This window comes from Streptomyces sp. P9-A4 (genome assembly GCF_036634195.1).
Classification (GTDB): domain Bacteria; phylum Actinomycetota; class Actinomycetes; order Streptomycetales; family Streptomycetaceae; genus Streptomyces.
This window is the reverse complement of the sequence record NZ_JAZIFY010000001.1, coordinates 3,163,738-3,183,228: the sequence shown is the minus strand read 5'-3', so window position 1 is coordinate 3,183,228 and position 19,491 is coordinate 3,163,738. Positions and strand designations below refer to the sequence as shown.

Here is a 19,491-nt window from a genome sequence, read left to right as displayed (position 1 = left end):
CATGACCACCGCCCGCCGCTCCGACGTCACCAGGGCCGCCATCCTGGAAGCCGCCCGTGAGCGCTTCGCCTCCGACGGATACGACCGCGCCACCATCCGGGCCATCGCCCGGGACGCCGGGATCGATCCGTCGATGGTCATGCGCTACTACGGCAACAAGGAGGGCCTGTTCGCGGCCGCCTCCGAGATCGACATCGGCCTGCCCGAGCTGGGTTCGCTGCCCGCGCGGCACATCGGCGCCGTCCTGGTCACCCACTTCATCGAGCGCTGGGAACGGGACGAGGTCCTCACCGGGATGCTGCGGGTCGGCGTCACCAACGCGGCCGGGGCCGAGCGGATGCAGGAGATCTTCGCCCAGCAGCTCGGGCCCGTGACCCGGGGCGTCTGCCCCGACCCGGCGGAGGCCCCGCAACGTGCCGCGCTCGTCGCCTCCCAGATCCTCGGCATGGCGCTCACCCGCTATGTGCTGCGGCTGCCGCCCGCCGTCGAGATGTCCCCCGAGGAGATCGTGGCCTGGCTCGGCCCGACCGTGCAGCGCTACCTCACCGCCGAGGCGCCCTGAGGAGGGTCGTCCTGAGGCGAGGCGCGCGCCGGTGCGAGTGGTGCACGGCGCGGGCCCGTGCGAGCGGTGCCTGGTTCGTACACTCTCTGCATGCCGCAGAAGAGTTCCGTCCGGCGCGACGCCCTGATGACCGAGCTGTTCGGGGAGGCACGCCGCTACATGGCCGCGTACGCCCTGTTCAACCAGGCCGTCGCCGACCACCTGGGGCTCCACCCGACCGATGTGCAGTGCCTGAACCTGCTCAGCCTCGAAGAGGCGCCGGTGACCACCGGCCGGGTCGCCGAGCTGACCGGTCTCACCACGGGCTCGGCCACCCGGCTCGTCGACCGCCTCGAACGGTCCGGCTATGTGACGCGCGAACGCGACACCGAGGACCGGCGCCGGGTCCTGGTCGCGCTCGTGCCCGAACGGATCGCGGAGCTCGGCGCCCTGTGGCGCAAGCTCAACGGCGCCTGGGGCACGATGTTCGACGTCTACAGCGACGCAGAGCTGGCCCTGCTCATCGCCCATATGCGGCGGACCGTCGAGGTCAGCGCCGCACAGATCGAGCGGCTGCGCGGCGGCGACCTCGGCTGACCGGGAGCGGGCCGGCCGTCCCCGTCAGCCGGCCGCGGTCCCGCCGAACTCCCGTACCGCGTCGGAGACGATCGTCTCCAGGCGGTGGTGGTGCGCGCCGCGCCAGTAGACCCTGCCGCACTCGACGCATTCGGCGAACACGTCGTACGTCTTCTCCGTGCCCAGCTCCAGGCGCTCGCGGACCGCGTCCTTGTCGGCGCCGCTCAGCTCTCCGTTGCACGCGGTGCAGCGCGTCCAGGGTGCGAGCCGCGGGGCGAAGCGCTCCAGGACGTCCCGCAACTGGTCCTCCGGCCGGTCGCTGTAGACGTAGGCGCCCGCCCACAGTTCGCGGCGGCGCAGCAGACCGCGGTCCCGCGAGAGCATCACGCGCCGGTCCCGGGCCGAGAGCGCGGCGAGGGCGGGGTCGCCGATGTCCTCGCTCTCGTACGCGGCGTCCACCCCGAGCAGGCGCAGCCGCCTGGCCAGCGTGCCGAGGTGCACGTCGAGCAGGAACCGGAGCGGGGCGCCCGGCACCGGCTGCGGGCGGGCGACGCTCTCCACCTCGACCGTCTCGCCCGCCGCCGGGACGTGCGAGGTGTCGACGGGCCGCCCGTCGACCAGGAGCCGCCCGGCCTCGGTCAGCGGCACGCCGAGGGACTCCACGACATGGCCGAGCGAGGAAGTGCCGTCGGTGGTGAGGGGCGTCGCGCCCGAGCGGCGGTCCGCCGCGACGAACAGCCCCAGGCCGGGGGCGAAACTGATGTGGATCTCCGGTCCGTTCACGGGGACAGGATGGCACCGGGGCGGGCGGGGCGGCCAGGGAATTCGTCGCGGGCGGGGTCCCGGTGCGGTGGGCGTGGTCAGGGGCGGAAGGCCTCCTCGTGGTCGGTGACCCACTGGGCGAAGGTGCGGGCCGGGTGGCCGGTGAGTTCCTCGACGGTGTGGGTCACGGGTGTCGGCCGGCCGTCGTGCGCGGCCCAGTAGGACAGCAGGGCGTCGGCGAAGGCCTCCGGCAGGTAGGCGGCGACGGAGTCCTTCCACTGCTCGGGCGTCACCACCGTGTGGGGAGCAGGTCTCCCCGTCACCTCGGCGAGGATCGCCAGCTGCTCGACGAAGGTCAGCGACTCGGGACCCGTCAGCAGATACGAGGAGCCCCGCAGCCGGGGCTCGGTGAGCACCGCGAAGGCGGCTTCGGCGACATCGCGCTCGTGGATCGGGTCCCCGTACGTGTCGGGGTGGGGCAGGGCGGGTCCCCGTCCGTCCCTGAGCGAAGGGACCCATTGCAGGGTGTTGGTGGCGAACGCGCCCGGCCGGAGGTGGGTGGCCCGGAAGGCTCCGGCCTCCGCTGCGGCGGAGAGGGCGCGCTCGGCTGTGAGGTGGGAGGCGGCGATCGGGTTCTCCTCGGCGTCCGGGGCGAGGACTGAGCTGGAGGAGAGGAGGACGACGTGCTCGACGCCGGCGGCGCGGGCCCGGTCCGCGAAGGCCTCGGCGTGGGTGGCCTCGGCGTAGAGGAAGACGGAGTCGGCGCCGTCCAGCGCGGCGTCGAAGGTGGCCGGATCGGCGAGGTCGCAGCGCACGGTGTCCACCCCGGGCGGTGGGGAGAGGTCCGCCGGGTTCTTGGAGCCGGCTCTGGCTTTGATGCCCGCGGTGTCGAGCAGTCCGAGCAGGGTGGAGGCGACACGGCCGCGGCTGCCGGTGACGAGAACGGTCATGGGAGCTGTCCTTCCGGAGGTGGATGCAGCGGCAGGGCGAATTCCGCTGCGTGGCGCATCATCTGCGTCATGCAGATAAATATCCAGGGTGGTGCACGGTGCGTCAACCCCGACAAAACCCTGAGGTACGGTCCCGCCATGAAGATCATCGACCTCGAACCCGGCGACCCCCGGCTGGAGAGCGACCTCCTGCCGGTCCTCTCCGAACTCCGCCCCCACCTCACCCCGGACCTCTTCCGCGAGGTGTACCGGGCAGGGCACCCGCAGGGGCTGCGGTTCAGCGCCGCCTACGCGGACGACGGCCGCTGCGTCGGCGCGGCCGGCTGGCGGATCGTCGACAACACCAGCTCCCTGCGCAATCTCTACGTCGACGACCTCGTGACCGCAGCCGCCAGCCGCTCCACCGGCGTCGGCCACGCGCTCGTCGCCCATCTGGACGACCACGCCCGCGCCGCCGGCTGCCACGAGCTCAACCTGGACTCCGGCACCCATCGCACCGGGGCCCACCGCTTCTATCTGCGCGAGCGCTTCGACATCGTGGCCTTCCACTTCACCCGGCCGCTCACCGCACCGGAGGAGCCGGCCTAGGGCCTGTCGTCCGGTTCCGTCAGCTCCAGGCGCCAGTCGTTGCAGCGCATCGGGTGCCCCGGCGGGTACTCGAAGTCCCGCTCGCCGAGCAGCTCGAACCCCGCCTTGCGGCACACCGCGTTCGACGCGCCGTTGTCCGTCGACGGGTACGCGTGCAGGAAGCGGTGGAGACCCGCCCGCCGGGCCTCCCCGGCCACCGCGCGCGTGGCGGCCGTCGCCACCCCCCGGCCCTGGAAGCCCGGCAGCACGGCCCACCCGGTCTCGTACGTCGGTTCGCCGTCCCCGGTCCGCACCCAGAACCCGATGCTGCCCACCACGGCCTCCTCCGGCAGCAGCACGATCCGGAACATCCGCCCCGCGCCCGGTTCCTGGGCGCTCATGCCCACGTACTTCCGGTGGCGCAGGACGAGCTGCTCCTCGGTCTCCGGGCCGCCCAGGTGCTCCGTCAGCTCCGGTGCGTTCAGGGCGCGCAGGAGCTCGCCGTCGCCCTCGGACCACGCTTCGAGGCGTACCGGTGAGATGTCGTTGTCCATCTCCGTACGGTAGGTCAGGGGGCTGACAGTCCCCGGGCGTACGCCGTCGGCGGCACCCCGATCGTCGCGGTGAAGTCCCGTACGAGATGGGCCTGGTCGCTGTAGCCCAGCTCCGCCGCGAGGCCGGCCCAGTCCGGGTCGCCGCCGGCCGTCTCCGCGGCCTCGGCACGCTCCAGGGCCTCGTGGATGCGGTAGCGCAGGATCACCCACTTCGGGCCCACGCCGACGTGGGACGAGAACAGGCGTTGCAGCGAACGTGCCGAGAGGCCGGTCGCGGCGGCCAGTTGGGACACCCTGCGGACCGTGCGGTCCGCGCGGACCAGGTCGACGAGCTCCATGGCCTGGTCGGCCGCCGGATCGGGGGCGGGACCGTGGCCCAGGAGGAACGCGTCGAGCGTCGCCACGCGCGCGTGGTCGTCGTCGGGGGAGAGGACGTCGGCACTCGCGTCCGCGCCCGCGTCCGGGAACACCTCGGTCAGGGGGACCCTGCGGCCCGTCCAGGTCGACACCGGCCACGCGGGCGCGAACGGGCGGAAGCCGCCGGGGCGGAACTGCACCCCGCAGACCCGGCCCGACTCCTCCAGCTTCTGGGTGAAGAGGCCGAGCCCGATCCCCGAGACCTCGGCGGACGCGCGCGTGGACCCGGCCGGGGCGCCGAGCGGCCCGTACCGCTGGAAGACGATGTTCACCGAAGGGTGCGGGACGAGGTGGCTCGCGTACGGCTCCTCCAGGTCCCAGTCGATCAGCCAGTAGTGCTCCAGGAAGGCCCGCAGCTCCGGCGCCGGGGCGTGGCGGCGGAAGCGGACGCGGGAGAGCAGTTCGGCGGGGTCGACGATGCCCCGGGTGTCCCTGCGCGGTGCGGAGTCGGACATCCTCCGATGCTAGGGGGCGGGTTCCCGCCTTGGCGTGTTTCTTCAAGACGGGGGTGGGCATGCTCGCCTAACGTCGCCCCATGACGCCCAAGACACCCCCGGCGGACGGGGTCCGGCTTCCCATCGGTGACCTGCTCCGCAGTGCCGCCGCAGATGCCGCGCCCCTGGTCAGGGACACCCCCGACACGTCGTTCGGAGCGCCCACGCCCTGCGCCGAGTACGACGTACGCGCCCTGCTGAACCACCTCTTCGCCGTGGTCGTGAACTTCCAGGACCTCGCCGCGAAACGGTCCGCCGACTTCTCCGACACCCCGGACCGGCTCGCCGAGGCCGACTGGCGCGGGCGCTTCGAGAACGAGACCGGGAAGCTCGCCGAGGCCTGGTCCGCGCCCGGCGCCGAGGAGGGCACCTCGGGATCCCTCGGCCTGCCCGCGCGGACCGTCGGCTCCATGGTGCTGCTCGATCTGACCGTCCACGCCTGGGACCTGGCCCGTGCCACCGGACGGACCTTCGAGCCCGACCCGGCGGTGGTCGCCGGGCTCGCCGAGGAGGTGGAGCGGATGGCGCCCATGGCCCGTCAGGCAGGCGTCTTCGGAGAGGCCGCCGAGCAGCCCGCCGACGCCACCGCCTTCGAGCGGCTGCTCGCGACCACGGGCCGCGATCCGCGCGGCTGGAAGGCCTGAGCCGGAGTTCTGGTCCGAGCCGAAGCCCGAGCCGCCCGTGTCCGTCTGCCCGCCCGCTCAGCGCAGGCGGCCGGCCGCGCCCAGGGACAGCCGGGACACGACCTGGCGGAAGGCGTGCTCCTCCGCGGGTGTCAGCATCGTCGTCTCCTGTGGGTGCCAGACCCGCGCCGGCGGGGTGTGCGCCCGGTCGCGGCGGTCGCGGGCACGGGCGCGCAGGCTCAGCGAGAGCCACGCCACCGTCGAGACGGCGAGCAGCCCGAGGAGGGTGATGGACGCCGCCCAGCCCGGCCGCGTACGCGCGCTTCTTCCGCGCTCTCGCCGGGCCCCTCACCGCCTGAGCCGCCACGGACCCGCGTTCAGGCCCGGGCCGCGTCGGGCGCGTGTGGCGGGAAGCTCAGGCCCGGGTCGCGTCGGGCGCGTGCGGCGAGAAGGTCAGACCGGGGCCGCCGTCAGGCGGGTGCGTCGGAGCGAGTCCGCGAACTCCTCCGCGCGCGTCAGCTGGGCCCGCAGTTCGGCGACCCGCTCCGCGGCCGCCTGCTCGTACCCCCGGACGCGGGCGACGAGCGCGGCCCGCTCGTCCGGGTCGAGCTCCGCGTCCGTGCCCGCGCGGTCGGCGGCCAGCCGGTCGACGGCCGTGAGGAGCTCGCGGGTCTCGTCGAGGGTGAAGCCGAGCGGCTTCATCCGGCGGACGACCATCAGCCGGGACACGTCGGCGTCCGTGTAGAGGGGGAATCCGCCCGGTGAGGCGGCGGACGGGACGACCAGGCCGCTGTCCTCGTACTGGCGGATGGTGCGGAAGGACAGTTCGGTCCGTGCGGCGACCTCGCCGATCTGCATGGGCTCGCCGCCCCCGCCGCCCGCCGCCCGCGCGTCCCTCCGCGCGTCGCGCACGCCTCGTACGTCCCGTACTTCCCGTGCTCCTTGTGCTCCGCTCACGCGTCAGGTCCTTCCTCGTACGGGGCTCCCACAGGGCGTACGGGGGCTCCCACAGGGCGCGGCTTCCGCGCATTACATCCCATTCGTCCTAACTTCATCACTTATGAGAGCTGGAAGTGCGGCGAAACGCCTGCTGGTAGGTCGTCCGTTGGACAGCGGCCGACTCGGGGAGACCTTGCTGCCGAAGCGGCTCGCCCTGCCGATCTTCTGCAGCGACCCGCTCTCCTCGGTCGCGTACGCCACCGAGGAGATCCTGCTGATCCTCGCGCTCGGCGGCCTCGCCGTGCTCCATCTGGCCTGGTACGCGGCCATCGGCATCGTCATCCTGCTCCTGGTCGTCGTCGCCTCCTACCGGCAGACCTGCTACGCCTATCCCGGCGGCGGCGGGGCCTACGTCGTCTCCGCCGAGAACCTCGGGCAGTCCGCCGCGCTCACCGCGGCCTCCGCGCTGCTCATCGACTACGTGATGACCGTCGCCGTCTCGGTCGTCTCCGGGGTCGCCGCGATCACCTCGGCCGTGCCCTCGCTCGACGGCCACGCGGTCGCCCTCTCGGTGTTCTTCGTCGTCGTGCTGGCCTGGATGAACCTGCGCGGGGTACGGGAGTCGGGCCGCTGGTTCGCCTTCCCCACCTACGCTTTCATCACGGTGATCTACCTGATGTTCGCGGTGGCCGGCGTACGGATGGCGACCGGTGCGACGATCCGCGCGGAGTCCGCCGACCTGCCCGTCGACGCGGTCTCCACCTACTCGGGGATCGCGCTCGTGCTGCTCGCGCTGCGCGCCTTCTCCTCCGGCTGCACCGCGCTCACCGGTGTCGAGGCGGTCAGCAACGGCGTACCGGCGTTCGAGAAGCCGAAGAGCCGGAACGCGGCCATGACGCTCGCGATCATGGGCGGGTTCTCCGTGACCATGTTCTTCGGGATCACCGTGCTCGCGATGGTCTACGAGGTCCATGTCGCCGAGGACCCCACCGCACTCGGGCTCCCCCCTGGCACCCCGACGTCCACCGCGCTCGCCCAGATCGGCCGGGCCACCTTCGGCGACTGGCACATCCTGTTCTACGCGCTCCAGGCCGTCACCGCGGGCGTCCTGGTCCTGGCGGCCAACACCGCCTTCAACGGATTCCCGATGCTCGCCTCCGTCCTCGGCCGCGACCGCTACGCGCCCCGCCAGCTCGTCCACCGCGGCGACCGGCTCGTCTACTCCAACGGCATCGTCCTCCTCGCGCTCGCCGCGATCGTCCTCATCGTCGCCTTCGACGCGCAGCTGACCCGCCTCATCCAGCTGTACATCCTCGGCGTCTTCGTCTCCTTCACCCTTTCCCAGGCCGGCATGGTCAAGCACTGGCGGCGAGAACTCGCCACCCCCGCCGGAGCCGCCGACCGCCACAACATCCGCCGCCGCCTCACCATCAACGCCTTCGGCGCCTGTCTGACGGCGGTCGTCCTCGTCATCGTCCTCTTCACCAAGTTCACCCACGGCGCCTGGATCGTCGTCATCGCGATGCCGGTGCTCTTCGCCGGGATGAAGGGGGTGCGCCGGCACTACGACGCCGTCGCCGCCGAGGTCGCCGTCGCACCGGGGGAGCGGCCCCACACCTTCGCCGAGAACCACGTCCTCGTCCTGGTCGCCTCCGTCAACGCGCCCAGCCTCCGGGCGCTCTCCTACGCCAGGACCCTGCGCCCCGCCTCCCTCACGGCCGTCACCGTCGCCGAGGACCCGGCGGAGGCGGAGGTGCTCCGGGCGACCTGGGAGGCGCACGGCATCGACGTACCGCTGCGGGTGCTCAGCTCCCCGTACCGGTCGATCGTCCAGCCCGTCATGCGACACGTCAGGGACGCGCCCGAGCGGACGGCGGAATCGGTGATCTCGGTGATCATCCCCGAGTACGTGGTGGGGCACTGGTGGGAGCAGCCGCTGCACAACCAGAGCGCGCTGCGTCTCAAGACCCGGCTGCTGTTCATGAAGAACGTCGTCATCATCGACGTGCCGTACCGGCTCGCCTCAGCCCGCGAGCTGGCCGCCGAGCGCGCGGAGACGCCCTCGCGCCAGGCCTCGTAGCGGGGAACCTCGTACGGGAGGGTGGGCCCTACGGCCACACCAGGCAGTACGGCTGGTGTCCCGCCTCGTGGAGGCGGACCGAGAAGTCCTGCCACTCGTGGAGCAGCTGGTAGACGTCGAAGGCGTCGCGGGGGCCGCCGCGGTCCGGGACCGTGGACCAGATGAAGGCTGCGGCGCCGACCGATTCCTCACCGATCCCGCGCAGCGGGTCGACGACGGTCATCGGCAGCTTCACCACCGCGTAGTCCGGGTGCAGCACCACCAGCTCCAGCGGGGGCACCTTGTGCAGGGGCATGCCCTGGATGCCCGTCAGGACCATCGCCGCTATGGTCTCGGGCTTGATCTTGGTGAACATGCCGCCCATGCCCAGCTCGTCCCCGCCGAGCTCCTCCGGGCGCATCGAGATCGGGACGCGGGCCGCAGTGGCGCCGTCGGGCGCGCCGAAGTACTTGTACGTCACCCCCAACCGGCCACTCCCGCTTCCGGGGGCCGGCTCGCCCGGGGGGCCAGGGGGTCCCTGCGCGCCGGGGCCGACCGGAGTGCCCGACGTCGGGTCTTCGGTCCGCCGGCGCCGGTGCCTGCCCCGGCGGGCAGACTCCGGACCCAGGTCGTCCGTCCCCTCGCCCGGTCCGCCACCGCGATGCATATCTCCACCCGACTGCTTTTTCTCGGCAACACGACCCCGCCGCGCAACCCGATCATCGTGTCAGTGACCTCCCCCGCGTTCGTACGGTGAAACACCTGTCCGCAAGAACGCCGTGGCCTCTGACACCATGGATTCCGTGAGCCATCCCTATGACGCCCCAGTTTCGCAGACGCGGAGGGCGAACGCCCCGGCGTAATACAGGGGATGTTCACGCCGTCCCTCCGTTCCCGATGTCGTGCCCGAAGTCGTTCTCGCAGGTCAGGATCACAGTGCCGTATTCATACGAAGCCCCAGTCTCACAGACGCTTTTCGACCGCGCTTCCCTCGTGACGCCCGGCGGCGTGAACTCACCGGTGCGTGCCTTCCGGGCCGTGGGCGGAACGCCCCGGTTCATGGTGTCCGGTTCCGGTCCCTACCTCACTGATGCGGACGGTCGTGAGTACGTCGACCTCGTCTGCTCGTGGGGACCGATGATTCTCGGCCACGCGCACCCCGAGGTCACCGCCGCCGTGCAGGACGCCGTGGCGCGGGGCACCTCCTTCGGTACGCCCGGCGAGGGCGAGGTCGCGCTCGCCGAGGAGATCGTCGCGCGCGTGGAGCCGGTCGAGCAGGTGCGTCTGGTCTCCTCCGGTACGGAGGCCACGATGTCCGCGATCCGGCTGGCCCGCGGGTTCACCGGGCGCGCCAAGGTCGTCAAGTTCGCGGGCTGTTACCACGGCCACGTGGACGCGCTGCTCGCCGCGGCCGGTTCCGGTGTCGCCACCCTCGGTCTGCCCGACACTCCCGGCGTGACCGGCGCTCAGGCCGGCGACACGATCGTGCTGCCCTACAACGACCTGGAGGCCGTGCGGGCCGCGTTCGCCGCGCACCCGGGCGAGATCGCCTGTGTCATCACAGAGGCCTCGCCCGGCAACATGGGCGTCGTGCCGCCGATGGCCGGTTTCAACCAGGGGCTCGCGGACCTGTGCCGGGAGAACGGCGCGCTGTACATCTCCGACGAGGTGATGACCGGTTTCCGTACCTCGAAGGCCGGCTGGTACGGCGTCGACGGCGTCAAGGCCGACCTGCTGACCTTCGGCAAGGTCATGGGCGGCGGCTTCCCGGCCGCCGCGTTCGGTGGCCGGGCCGACGTCATGGGCCACCTGGCCCCGGCCGGGCCGGTCTACCAGGCGGGCACCCTCTCCGGTAACCCGATCGCGACGGCCGCCGGGCTCGCGCAGCTGCGGCTGCTCGACGACGCGGCGTACGCGAAGGTGAACGCGGTCTCGGAGGAGATCCAGGGCCTGGTCACGGGCGCGCTCGCCAAGGAGGGCGTGGCGCACCGGCTGCAGACCGCGTCCAGCATGTTCTCGGTCTTCTTCACCGCCGACGAGGTGCGGAACTACGACGAGGCGAAGCAGCAGGAGGCCTTCCGCTTCAACGCCTTCTTCCACTCGATGCTGGCCGACGGCGTGTACCTGCCGCCGTCCGCGTTCGAGTCCTGGTTCGTTTCGGCCGCGCACGACGAGCGGGCGATCGAGCGGATCGCCGCCGCCCTGCCGGCCGCCGCCCGCGCCGCCGCGGAGGCGACGGCATGAGCGACGCGACGAGCCTTCCGGAGAGCTCCGCGAAGAGCGACCAGGACATCACCGTCGTCCACCTGATGCGGCACGGCGAGGTGCACAACCCCGACGGGGTCCTGTACGGGCGCCGCGCCGGCTACCACCTGTCCGAGCTGGGCCGGCAGATGGCGGACCGGGTCGCCGAGCACCTGGCCGACCGGGACATCACCTATGTGGTGGCCTCCCCGCTGGAGCGGGCGCAGGAGACGGCGACGCCGGTCGCCAAGTCGCACGGTCTGGATCTGGCGAGCGACGAGCGGCTGATCGAGGCGGCGAACGTCTTCGAGGGCAAGACCTTCGGCGTCGGTGACGGGGCCCTGCGCAAGCCGGGGAACTGGAAGCACCTGACCAATCCGTTCCGGCCGTCCTGGGGCGAGCCGTACGTCGAGCAGGTCGTCCGCATGATGGGCGCGCTCGACGCCGCGAAGGACGCGGCCCGGGGGCACGAGGCGGTCTGCGTCAGCCACCAGCTGCCGATCTGGATCGTCCGCAGCTTCGTGGAGAAGCGCCGGCTCTGGCACGACCCGCGGCGGCGGCAGTGCACGCTGGCCTCGCTGACCTCGTTCACCTACCGGGGCGACAAGATCGTCTCGGTCGGCTACAGCGAGCCGGCCCGGGACCTCGTACCGGCGCACCTGCTGGCGGGCGCGAAGCCGGTCAAGGGGAAGTCGAAGGCGTTCGGGGCGTAGCCCCACGAGCCGGATGGCACTGGCCCACGGGCCGTCCGGCACAGCCCCGTAGGCGGAGAGATCCGCCTCACTGGACAGGGCGGTACCCGAGGGCCAGAGTTCAGGGCGATTGGATGATGATGTTCATATCATCCGGTCGCCCTGAAATTTTTGTGCGATTTTCCGGAACCTCCGTGTTCCTCCCGGCATCTCACTCATTGTCGGTTTGGATGACGTTTAGGTAATACGTCAGCGCGAATGGGGATGTCATGCGCGGGATCAGCGGAATCAGTCGAAGGGGGCTGCTCGGGGCGGGCGTTGGCGCTGCGGCGGCGATGGGAGTCGCCGCGTGCAGCACCAATAATCAGGACAAGCCAGGGCGTTCCGGACCCGGCAAGGGGGGAGACGTCTCGGCCGATCCGGGAACGCCCACCCCGACCAAGGACGACGCCAAGCTCATCGGTGACGGTTCCACCGCGGACACCGGAAAGCAGCCGCACCAGCCCGACGCCCCCGTCCCGCTCGAACCCGGCCAGGCCCCGCCCCAGTTCGTGATCTTCTCCTGGGACGGTGCCGGCGAGGTCGGCAACGGCCTCTTCCCGCGCTTCCTCGAACTCGCCAAGAACCACGACGCGGCGATGACCTTCTTCCTCTCCGGGATCTACCTCCTCCCCGAATCGAAGAAGGACCTCTACCGCCCGCCGAACAACCGCGTCGGCGCCTCCGACATCGGCTACCTCACCGACGCCCACATCAAGGACACCCTGAAGTACGTCCGGCAGGCCTGGCTCGAAGGCCACGAGATCGGCACCCACTTCAACGGGCACTTCTGCGGCGGCTCCGGCTCCGTCGGCAACTGGACCCCGGCCCAGTGGCAGAGCGAGATCGACCAGGCCATGAAGTTCGTCACCGAGTGGAAGACGAACAGCGGCTGGACCGACGTCGAACCGCTGCCCTTCGACTACTCCAAGGAGCTCGTCGGCGGCCGCACCCCCTGCCTCCTCGGCCAGGACAACCTGCTGCCCACCGCCAAGCGGCTGAACTGGCGCTACGACGCCAGCTCGCCCGGCGGCCGGCAGACCTGGCCCGACAAGCGCCAGGGCATCTGGGACCTGCCCCTCCAGGCCGTGCCCTTCCCCGGGCACTCCTTCGAGGTCCTCTCCATGGACTACAACATGCTCGCCAACCAGTCGAAGAACACGACCAAGGGCATGCCCTCGCGCTACCCGGGCTGGCGCAAGCAGGCCGCCGACGCGCTGCTGGGCGGCTTCACGCGCGCGTACGGGTCGAATCGCGCGCCCTTCTTCATCGGCAACCACTTCGAGCAGTGGAACGGCGGCATCTACATGGACGCCGTCGAAGAGGCGCTCAAGGGAATGGCCGGGAAGAAGGACGTACGGCTCGTCTCCTTCAAGCAGTTCGTGGACTGGCTCGACGTCCAGGACCCGAAGATCCTCGCGAAGCTGCGTACGCTGGAGGTGGGACAGAAGCCGGAGGGCGGCTGGAACACCTTCCTCAGGCCCGCCGCCTCGCCCACCCCGACCGCGTAAGGGCTGTCCGGGCCCCTTGCGCACCTGATCGCTTAGGCGATCTTGACAAGGGGCTTTCCGGGCACGTAGGGGGGTGCCCAAGATCCCCCAAACGCCCATGCGAAACTTTTCACATGAGCCTTAGCCGTGCCCCTCGACGCACCCTGCTCGCCGTCGGAGTGCTGACCGCCGCCCTCACGCTCTCGGCCTGCGGCGGCGACAGCAACGGCAAGTCCGGCGGCGGTGGCAACACCAACTTCGTGACCAACACGGGCGGTATCTCCACCGCCGCCAAGGGCGAGCGCGCGGCCACCGGGAAGCTCGCCGGCGAGACCCTCGACGGCAAGCAGCTCGACGTCGCCGACCTCAAGGGCAAGGTCGTCGTCCTCAACGTCTGGGGTTCGTGGTGCCCCCCGTGTCGCGCCGAGGCCCCGCATTTCGTCAAGGTCGCCAATGCCCTCAAGGACCAGGGCGTGGCGTTCGTCGGAATCAATACGCGTGATTTCAACAAGCAACCGGCCCTCGCCTTCGAAGAGGACTACGCAGTCCCCTATCCGAGCCTCTACGACCCGCAGGGCAAGCTGATCCTCAACGGCTTCCCCAAGGGCACCCTCAGCCTCCAGGGCATCCCCTCCACCGTCGTCCTCGACAAGGAGGGGAAGATCGCCGCCCGCTCGCTCATGGCGCTCGACGAGACGAAGCTCCGGTCGATGATCGAGCCCGTCCTCAAGGAGAAGTGAGCCGGTGAACGAGACGGTCACCAGCGGAGCCCTGCTGCTCGCCCTGCCCCTCGCGGTCCTCGGCGGCCTGGTCTCCTTCTTCTCGCCGTGCGTCCTGCCGCTCGTCCCCGGGTACCTCTCGTACGTCACCGGGGTCACCGGCACGGATCTCGCCGAGAGCCGCCGCGGCCGGATGACCGCGGGTGCCGTCCTCTTCGTCCTCGGCTTCACCGCCGTGTTCGTGTCCGGCGGCGCGCTCTTCGGCTACTTCGGGTCGACCCTCCAGGAGTACCGCGAGACGCTCACCACGATCCTCGGCGTGCTCATGATCCTCATGGGCGTGTTCTTCCTCGGCCTGATGCCCTGGTTCACCCAGCGCGAGTTCCGCTTCCACAAGAAGCCCGTCGCCGGCCTCGTCGGCGCGCCGCTGCTCGGCGCGCTCTTCGGCATCGGCTGGACCCCGTGCATCGGCCCCACGCTCGCCTCGGTGAACGCCCTCGCCCTGGAACAGGCCAGCGCCGGACGCGGAGCGCTGCTCGCCTTCGCGTACTGCCTCGGGCTCGGCGTACCGTTCGTGCTCGCCGCCATCGCCTTCCGCAAGGCGCTGGGGGCGTTCGGATGGGTCAAGAAGCACTATGTGTGGGTGATGCGGATCGGCGGCGGCATGATGCTCGTCACCGGTGTCCTTCTCCTCACGGGCGCGTGGGACAGCATGGTCGCCACGATGCAGGGCTGGTCCAGCGGTTTCACGGTGGGGATCTGAGTTCCATGAGCAAGACCGATACGACGGAGAACACCGCGGCCCCGGAGGAGGCGGCCCGGGCGCAGCTGTCGACCGCCCCACGGGAGGACACCGCGATCGGCGGACCCGCCCTCGGGGTCGTCGGCTGGGTCCGCTGGTTCTGGCGGCAGCTGACGTCCATGCGGGTCGCGCTGATCCTGCTCTTCATGCTCTCCCTCGGCGCCGTCCCCGGCTCCCTCATCCCGCAGACCAGCGCGGACGAGCTGAAGGTGCAGGCCTTCAAGGACGCCCACGAGACTCTCACCCCGCTCTACGAGAAGCTCCAGTTCTTCGACGTCTACAGCTCGGTGTGGTTCTCCGCGATCTACATCCTGCTGTTCGTCTCCCTCATCGGCTGCATCGTGCCGCGCAGCTGGCAGTTCGTCGGCCAGCTCCGCAGCCGCCCGCCGGGCGCCCCCAAGCGCCTCGACCGGCTCCCCGCGTACACCACCTGGCGTACCGAGGCCGAGCCCGAGCAGGTCCGCGAGGCCGCGCTCACCCTCCTCAAGGGACGCCGCTTCCGCGCCCACACGGCGGGGAACGCGGTCGCCGCCGAGAAGGGCTACCTCCGCGAGGCCGGGAACCTGGCCTTCCACGTCGCCCTGATCGTGATGCTCGTCGCCTTCGCCTGGGGCCAGCTCTTCAAGTCCGAGGGCGGCAAGCTGATCGTCGAGGGCGACGGCTTCTCCAACACGCTCACCCAGTACGACGACTTCAAGTCCGGCTCGCAGTTCGGCGTCGACGAGCTGGAGCCGTTCAGCTTCACGCTCGACTCGTTCAACGGCACGTACGAGAAGAACGGCCCCCAGCGCGGCACCCCCCGCACCTTCGAGGCGGCCGTCACCTACTCCCGGGGCGGCGCCGACGAGAAGGCGGTCATCCGGGTCAACGAGCCGCTCAAGGTGGGCGACTCCAAGGTCTATCTGATCGCCCACGGCTACGCGCCCGTGGTCACCGTCAAGGACGGCCGCGGCAAGACCGTCTTCCACGGCGCCGTACCGCTGCTGCCCATCGACAACAACATCACGTCCACCGGTGCCATCAAGGTCATGGACGGCTACCGCGACAAGAACGGCAAGAAGGAGCAGCTGGGCTTCCAGGCCTTCTTCGTGCCGACCTTCGCGGGCGCCGGCAAGGGCACGATGTTCTCGCAGTTCCCCGGGCTCGACTTCCCCGTCATGGCGCTCACGGGCTTCCACGGCGACCTGCGGGTCAACTCCGGACTGCCGCAGAACGTGTACCAGCTCGACAAGTCCAAGATGAAGCAGTTCATGGACGCGTCCGGCAACAAGCTCGCCCAGCGGATGCTGCCCGGCGAGACCATGACGCTGCCCGGCGGCGCCGGCTCGATCACCTTCGAGAAGGACGTCAAGGAGTGGGCCAGCTTCCAGATCTCGCAGCAGCCCGGCAACGGCCTCGCGCTCACGGGCGCGATCGCCGCGATCGCCGGACTGACCGGCTCGCTCTTCATCCAGCGGCGCCGGGTCTGGGTCCGGGCCGTGCGCGGTGCGGACGGGGTGACCGTCGTCGAGATGGCGGGCCTCGGCCGGAGCGAGTCCGCGAAGCTCCCCGAGGAACTGGGTGACCTGGCGGTCGCCCTCACGGCCGACGCGCCGCCGGCGCCGGAAGCCGATCCGGATCCCGTACGGGAAGACGGGACCGGTCCCGTACGGGACGACGTGACCGAAGCCGATCCGGAGGCCGTACCGGAACCCGTGGAAGAACTCGAAGAACCCGAAGAACCCGCGGAAGACCCTGCCCTTTCTGGAGAGGCCGACAAGTGATCCTCGCCGCCACGACCAACGAGAGCCTGGCGCGGATGAGCGACCTGCTCATCTACTCCTCGATGGCCGTCTACACCCTCGCCTTCTTCGCCCATATCGCCGAATGGGTGCTCGGCAGCCGCAGCAAGGTCGGCCGTACCGCCGCCGCGCTGACCGCCGGCGCCTCGGCCGCCGCCCCCGCCGCCGTGACCGTCCAGGTCAAGAAGGCCGGAGGCACCGCCGTCCTGGAGAGGCCGAAGGTCGTCACGCGCTCCGCGGCCGGCACCCGGGACGTCCCTGACGGCCCCGGCGCGGCCGGCGGCACGGTCAAGGGCGACCTGTACGGCCGTATCGCCATCTCGCTCACCGTCCTCGCCTTCGCGGTCGAGGCGGCGGGCGTGATCACCCGGGCGCTCTCCGTGCAGCGGGCCCCCTGGGGCAACATGTACGAGTTCTCCACGACCTTCTCGACGGTGGCGGTCGGCGCGTACCTCGGCTTCCTCGTCGCCAAGAAGAACATCCGCTGGATCGGTCTGCCGCTGGTCACCACGGTCCTGCTCGACCTGGGCATGGCCACCACCTGGCTGAAGACCCCCAGCGACCAGCTGGTCCCCGCGCTCGACTCGTACTGGCTGTGGATCCACGTCTCCACCGCGATCTTCTGTGGCGCCGTCTTCTACATCGGCGCGGTCGGAACCGTGCTGTACCTCTTCCGCGACTCGTACGAGAACAAGCTCGCGGCCGGCGGGAACCCGGGCGCCTTCGCCCGCTCCGTCATGGAGCGGCTGCCCTCCGCGGCCTCGCTCGACAAGTTCTCGTACCGGGTCAACGCCACCGTCTTCCCGCTCTGGACCTTCACGATCATCGCGGGCGCGATCTGGGCCGGCGACGCGTGGGGCCGCTACTGGGGCTGGGACGCCAAGGAGGTCTGGTCCTTCATCACGTGGGTCGGTTACGCCGCGTACCTGCACGCGCGCGCGACGGCCGGCTGGAAGGGGCGGAAGGCCGCGTACATCGCGCTCATCGCCTTCGCCTGCTTCCTGTTCAACTACTACGGCGTCAACATCTTCGTCAGCAGCAAGCACTCGTACGCGGGCGTCTGAGCCCTGCGCTAGCGGGTGGCGGGCCCCGGGGTCACGCTTGAGGTATGAGCGAGATACCCCGGGGCAGGAGCGAGACCCACGACGGGGACACGCACCTGCTGCGGTACGTCATGGAGCTACCGCATCCGCTGCCCCTGGTCTGGGCGGCCGTCGCCTCCCCCGAGGGGCTGCCCGGCTGGCTCTGCGAGGCGGACCCGCTGGAACCCCGGCTCGGCGGCCGGGTCACCCTCCGCTGGCTGAACAGCGACACGGAGGTCTCGGGGCGGGTGACCGCCTGGGACCCCGATGTCGTGGCCGAGTACACGGTCGATCCGACGCACGGCCGGATCCGGTTCCATCTGGAGCCGGGGTCCGGGGGCGACGGGTCGACCGTGCTGCGTTTCAGCAACGAGTTCCGCGGGACCCGCGAGTACCGGCTCGACTGCCTCGCCGGGTGGCACGAGCACTTCGAACGGCTCGCGGCGGCGCTGGACGGCCACCCCTCGGACTGGAGGACGTGGACGCCCGAGCGGTGGCGGCACCTGCGGGAGCTGTACGAGCGGGACGAGGCGACCTGGCCGAAGTGGGAGCCGTAGGGGCCGCAGGGGCCTTAGGGGAGTGCTGCGGGCCCGTAAGGCGACCCCGGCTCACCCCCGTTTCGGCGGCAGGCAGGACTCCGTCGGCGGTTTGCCCTCCGGCCAGGCGATCTGGACGAAGCGCTGGGTGCCGTCCTGCGCCAGTTCCACGATCGGGACCGCCTTGTCGTAGGGGTTCCCGTAGTTGTCCAGGCAGATCCAGCCGCTCGCGCCCCGCACCCGCAGCGAACCCTTGACCTGCGGCCACTGCGTCCCCACGTCCTCCTTCGTCGGGTACGCCGAGCCGTCCGGGGTGGCCTGGCGGATCGCGTGGACCGCCGTCGCCATCGCGTCGTACGCGATGATCGCCTGGCCGTCCGCGAGCGCCACCGGCTCCTTCGCGGCGCGGGCGATGTCCGTCAGGAACGTCGAGTACGCCACCACCGAACCGCCCGTCGCCGGGATCTGCCGCCCCGGTGCGGGCTTCCAGGCGTCCGGATGGGCGAGCGAGGCGTACCGCACGGTCAGCTTCGCCTTCAGTGCCTTGCGGTCGAGCTGCTTGTCCGCGCCCAGGTAGGAGCCCTCGTCGCCGGTGAGGACGGTGAAGGCGCGGTCGGTGCAGCCGCGCGAGCCGAGCGCGTTGATGAACTGCCGGAGCTGGGTGTGGCGGCCCGCGAAGAAGACGGTCTCGGCGCGGGTGTCGCAGATCAGATGGGTGATCTGGCGGAAGGTGTTGGCGGTGGTGCCGTCCTCGGTGGGGTCGGCGGGCGAGGTGAAGAGCCCCGGTTCGTGCGGGGCGCCCTTGAGGTTGGCGGTGAAGGCGGCCTTGAGGGTGTCGGTGTAGTGGTCGCCGGTCCGGGTGTCCTGGACGAGGAAGGCCTTGGCGGCGTCCACCCGGCCGAAGTGCGAGAGGGCCTTTGCCTCGTCGGTGTTGGTGGGGGAGACGCGGGCGAGCCCCGGGTAGCGGTTGTGTCCGGCCCCGGGGCCGTTGGCGATGTCGTCGGCGGTGATCGTGGTGCCGACGACGGCGATCCCGGCGGCGGTGAGGGCGGCCACCGACTCCCGCACCTCGGTGGAGGAGGTCGCGACGCCGGAGACGGCCCGCAGCCGGTCGGGGGCGCCCGTCATGGCGATGAGCCGGTCCACGGTCTCGCGCCAGTGGGCGTTGCCCTTGCCGGTGTTGGCGAGGGCCAGGCGGATCTTCGGAGTCTCGCTGTTGGACTCGTGGTTGGCCCGGTACTGGTAGGCGTACGCGCCCTGGATCTCGTGCAGCACCTTGATCCGCATGCCGCTGTCGGGGGCGGTCAGGGGCAGCAGGACGGCGACGGTGACGTACTCGCCGTCCTTGAGCGTGGCGTTCTCGGCGCGGATGGCCTCGGCGACGTCCTTGAGGTCCGCGATACCGAAGTCATGGCCGGAGCCGTTGACGCCGACGCACTCCTCGCTGCCGGCCGGGCGGGCGACGCCGGGGGCGCAGGAACGGTCCTCCGGGGTGGTGAGCCGGGCGATGCCGTAGCCGCCGACGCCCAGGACGACGGCGGCCGTGACGACGGAGGCGACGAGCTTCTGGCGGGGGGTGCGGACGCGGCGGCGCAGGGGGTCGAACGGTCGGTCGGGCATGGCG

Annotated in this window: 21 protein-coding genes; 13 read left to right on the top strand and 8 right to left on the bottom strand. The window is 71.1% G+C overall.

The window, feature by feature from the left end; translation table 11 throughout:
• Position 1: 1 nt before the first annotated feature.
• Together V4Y03_RS14225 and V4Y03_RS14220 are read left to right on the top strand one after the other, a co-directional pair.
• Positions 2-562, top strand: coding sequence for a TetR/AcrR family transcriptional regulator (locus V4Y03_RS14225; RefSeq protein ID WP_332435164.1), 561 nt, complete (start codon positions 2-4; stop codon positions 560-562).
• Positions 563-652: 90 nt separating this feature from the next.
• Positions 653-1,138, top strand: coding sequence for a MarR family winged helix-turn-helix transcriptional regulator (locus V4Y03_RS14220; protein WP_332435163.1), 486 nt, complete (start codon positions 653-655; stop codon positions 1,136-1,138).
• Positions 1,139-1,162: 24 nt separating this feature from the next.
• Here V4Y03_RS14220 and V4Y03_RS14215 read toward each other — a convergent pair whose 3' ends face one another.
• The gene (locus tag V4Y03_RS14215; protein WP_332435162.1) at positions 1,163-1,900 is read right to left on the bottom strand and encodes a Mut7-C RNAse domain-containing protein; all 738 of its coding nucleotides are present in this window, start codon (positions 1,898-1,900) and stop codon (positions 1,163-1,165) included.
• A gap of 77 nt (positions 1,901-1,977) precedes the next feature.
• A complete protein-coding gene (locus V4Y03_RS14210) occupies positions 1,978-2,829 on the bottom strand; it encodes an NmrA family NAD(P)-binding protein (protein ID WP_332435161.1) in 852 nt (283 codons plus the stop codon).
• A gap of 138 nt (positions 2,830-2,967) precedes the next feature.
• Between V4Y03_RS14210 and V4Y03_RS14205 the strand changes: the two genes are divergently transcribed.
• Positions 2,968-3,417: a GNAT family N-acetyltransferase gene (locus V4Y03_RS14205; RefSeq protein ID WP_317877579.1), complete on the top strand. Its 450-nt coding sequence runs from the start codon at positions 2,968-2,970 to the stop codon at positions 3,415-3,417.
• Here V4Y03_RS14205 and V4Y03_RS14200 read toward each other — a convergent pair.
• Both V4Y03_RS14200 and V4Y03_RS14195 read right to left on the bottom strand, forming a co-directional pair.
• Positions 3,414-3,950 carry a GNAT family N-acetyltransferase gene (locus V4Y03_RS14200; protein ID WP_332435160.1) on the bottom strand — a complete coding sequence of 179 codons (537 nt, stop codon included), beginning with the start codon at positions 3,948-3,950 and terminating at the stop codon, positions 3,414-3,416. The two genes, V4Y03_RS14205 and V4Y03_RS14200, sit on opposite strands and share 4 nt — an antisense overlap.
• 14 nt (positions 3,951-3,964) lie before the next feature.
• Entirely contained in the window at positions 3,965-4,822 is an 858-nt protein-coding gene (locus V4Y03_RS14195) for a helix-turn-helix domain-containing protein (protein ID WP_317877578.1), read from the bottom strand.
• A gap of 80 nt (positions 4,823-4,902) precedes the next feature.
• Between V4Y03_RS14195 and V4Y03_RS14190 the strand changes: the two genes are divergently transcribed.
• Positions 4,903-5,505 carry a TIGR03086 family metal-binding protein gene (locus tag V4Y03_RS14190; RefSeq protein WP_332435159.1) on the top strand — a complete coding sequence of 201 codons (603 nt, stop codon included), beginning with the start codon at positions 4,903-4,905 and terminating at the stop codon, positions 5,503-5,505.
• A gap of 57 nt (positions 5,506-5,562) precedes the next feature.
• Here the strand turns inward: V4Y03_RS14190 and V4Y03_RS14185 are convergent, their stop codons facing one another.
• Positions 5,563-5,742 (bottom strand): hypothetical protein, encoded by a 180-nt coding sequence (locus V4Y03_RS14185; RefSeq protein WP_332435158.1) that lies wholly within the window; start codon positions 5,740-5,742, stop codon positions 5,563-5,565.
• 195 nt (positions 5,743-5,937) lie between these two features.
• The gene (locus tag V4Y03_RS14180; protein ID WP_332437176.1) at positions 5,938-6,342 is read right to left on the bottom strand and encodes a MerR family transcriptional regulator; all 405 of its coding nucleotides are present in this window, start codon (positions 6,340-6,342) and stop codon (positions 5,938-5,940) included.
• A 202-nt stretch (positions 6,343-6,544) separates the two neighbouring features.
• Between V4Y03_RS14180 and V4Y03_RS14175 the strand changes: the two genes are divergently transcribed.
• On the top strand, positions 6,545-8,503 hold the full coding sequence (locus V4Y03_RS14175; RefSeq protein ID WP_332435157.1) for an APC family permease: 1,959 nt from the start codon (positions 6,545-6,547) through the stop codon (positions 8,501-8,503).
• 28 nt (positions 8,504-8,531) lie between these two features.
• Here the strand turns inward: V4Y03_RS14175 and V4Y03_RS14170 are convergent, their stop codons facing one another.
• On the bottom strand, positions 8,532-9,149 hold the full coding sequence (locus V4Y03_RS14170; RefSeq protein WP_079044608.1) for a hypothetical protein: 618 nt from the start codon (positions 9,147-9,149) through the stop codon (positions 8,532-8,534).
• Between the two features lie 230 nt (positions 9,150-9,379).
• On the opposite strand from V4Y03_RS14170, the gene hemL reads away from it, so the two are divergent.
• The 8 genes from hemL to V4Y03_RS14130 all read left to right on the top strand — a co-directional run bounded on the left by hemL (position 9,380) and on the right by V4Y03_RS14130 (position 17,888).
• On the top strand, positions 9,380-10,726 hold the full coding sequence (hemL, locus tag V4Y03_RS14165; protein WP_317875783.1) for a glutamate-1-semialdehyde 2,1-aminomutase: 1,347 nt from the start codon (positions 9,380-9,382) through the stop codon (positions 10,724-10,726).
• Complete coding sequence (locus V4Y03_RS14160; protein ID WP_317875782.1) at positions 10,723-11,439, top strand: histidine phosphatase family protein; 717 nt, start codon at positions 10,723-10,725, stop codon at positions 11,437-11,439. Before hemL ends, V4Y03_RS14160 begins: the two co-directional genes overlap by 4 nt.
• Positions 11,440-11,696: 257 nt before the next feature.
• On the top strand, positions 11,697-12,968 hold the full coding sequence (locus V4Y03_RS14155; RefSeq protein ID WP_332437175.1) for a hypothetical protein: 1,272 nt from the start codon (positions 11,697-11,699) through the stop codon (positions 12,966-12,968).
• 113 nt (positions 12,969-13,081) lie between these two features.
• Positions 13,082-13,687 carry a TlpA family protein disulfide reductase gene (locus tag V4Y03_RS14150; protein ID WP_332435156.1) on the top strand — a complete coding sequence of 202 codons (606 nt, stop codon included), beginning with the start codon at positions 13,082-13,084 and terminating at the stop codon, positions 13,685-13,687.
• Positions 13,688-13,691: 4 nt separating this feature from the next.
• A complete protein-coding gene (locus tag V4Y03_RS14145; RefSeq protein ID WP_317875780.1) occupies positions 13,692-14,429 on the top strand; it encodes a cytochrome c biogenesis CcdA family protein in 738 nt (245 codons plus the stop codon).
• A gap of 5 nt (positions 14,430-14,434) precedes the next feature.
• Positions 14,435-16,231 (top strand): cytochrome c biogenesis protein ResB, encoded by a 1,797-nt coding sequence (gene resB, locus V4Y03_RS14140; RefSeq protein ID WP_317875779.1) that lies wholly within the window; start codon positions 14,435-14,437, stop codon positions 16,229-16,231.
• Positions 16,228-17,313 carry a c-type cytochrome biogenesis protein CcsB gene (gene ccsB, locus V4Y03_RS14135; RefSeq protein ID WP_317875778.1) on the top strand — a complete coding sequence of 362 codons (1,086 nt, stop codon included), beginning with the start codon at positions 16,228-16,230 and terminating at the stop codon, positions 17,311-17,313. The genes resB and ccsB overlap by 4 nt, the downstream gene beginning before the upstream one ends.
• 44 nt (positions 17,314-17,357) lie before the next feature.
• A complete protein-coding gene (locus tag V4Y03_RS14130) occupies positions 17,358-17,888 on the top strand; it encodes an SRPBCC domain-containing protein (protein ID WP_317875777.1) in 531 nt (176 codons plus the stop codon).
• Between the two features lie 51 nt (positions 17,889-17,939).
• Here V4Y03_RS14130 and V4Y03_RS14125 read toward each other — a convergent pair whose 3' ends face one another.
• Positions 17,940-19,487: a hypothetical protein gene (locus V4Y03_RS14125; RefSeq protein ID WP_332435155.1), complete on the bottom strand. Its 1,548-nt coding sequence runs from the start codon at positions 19,485-19,487 to the stop codon at positions 17,940-17,942.
• Between the last annotated feature and the right edge of the window lie 4 nt (positions 19,488-19,491).

Bases quoted from the DNA above. Each gene is read 5' to 3' on its own strand.
- V4Y03_RS14225 (WP_332435164.1), top strand. From the start codon at position 2: ATGACCACCGCCCGCCGCTCCGACGTCACCAGGGCCGCCATCCTGGAA.
- V4Y03_RS14220 (WP_332435163.1), top strand. From the start codon at position 653: ATGCCGCAGAAGAGTTCCGTCCGGCGCGACGCCCTGATGACCGAGCTG.
- V4Y03_RS14210 (WP_332435161.1), bottom strand. From the start codon at position 2,829: ATGACCGTTCTCGTCACCGGCAGCCGCGGCCGTGTCGCCTCCACCCTG.
- V4Y03_RS14205 (WP_317877579.1), top strand. From the start codon at position 2,968: ATGAAGATCATCGACCTCGAACCCGGCGACCCCCGGCTGGAGAGCGAC.
- V4Y03_RS14200 (WP_332435160.1), bottom strand. From the start codon at position 3,950: ATGGACAACGACATCTCACCGGTACGCCTCGAAGCGTGGTCCGAGGGC.
- V4Y03_RS14195 (WP_317877578.1), bottom strand. From the start codon at position 4,822: ATGTCCGACTCCGCACCGCGCAGGGACACCCGGGGCATCGTCGACCCC.
- V4Y03_RS14190 (WP_332435159.1), top strand. From the start codon at position 4,903: ATGACGCCCAAGACACCCCCGGCGGACGGGGTCCGGCTTCCCATCGGT.
- V4Y03_RS14180 (WP_332437176.1), bottom strand. From the start codon at position 6,342: ATGCAGATCGGCGAGGTCGCCGCACGGACCGAACTGTCCTTCCGCACC.
- V4Y03_RS14175 (WP_332435157.1), top strand. From the start codon at position 6,545: ATGAGAGCTGGAAGTGCGGCGAAACGCCTGCTGGTAGGTCGTCCGTTG.
- V4Y03_RS14170 (WP_079044608.1), bottom strand. From the start codon at position 9,149: ATGCATCGCGGTGGCGGACCGGGCGAGGGGACGGACGACCTGGGTCCG.
- hemL (WP_317875783.1), top strand. From the start codon at position 9,380: ATGTCGTGCCCGAAGTCGTTCTCGCAGGTCAGGATCACAGTGCCGTAT.
- V4Y03_RS14160 (WP_317875782.1), top strand. From the start codon at position 10,723: ATGAGCGACGCGACGAGCCTTCCGGAGAGCTCCGCGAAGAGCGACCAG.
- V4Y03_RS14150 (WP_332435156.1), top strand. From the start codon at position 13,082: ATGAGCCTTAGCCGTGCCCCTCGACGCACCCTGCTCGCCGTCGGAGTG.
- resB (WP_317875779.1), top strand. From the start codon at position 14,435: ATGAGCAAGACCGATACGACGGAGAACACCGCGGCCCCGGAGGAGGCG.
- V4Y03_RS14130 (WP_317875777.1), top strand. From the start codon at position 17,358: ATGAGCGAGATACCCCGGGGCAGGAGCGAGACCCACGACGGGGACACG.
- V4Y03_RS14125 (WP_332435155.1), bottom strand. From the start codon at position 19,487: ATGCCCGACCGACCGTTCGACCCCCTGCGCCGCCGCGTCCGCACCCCC.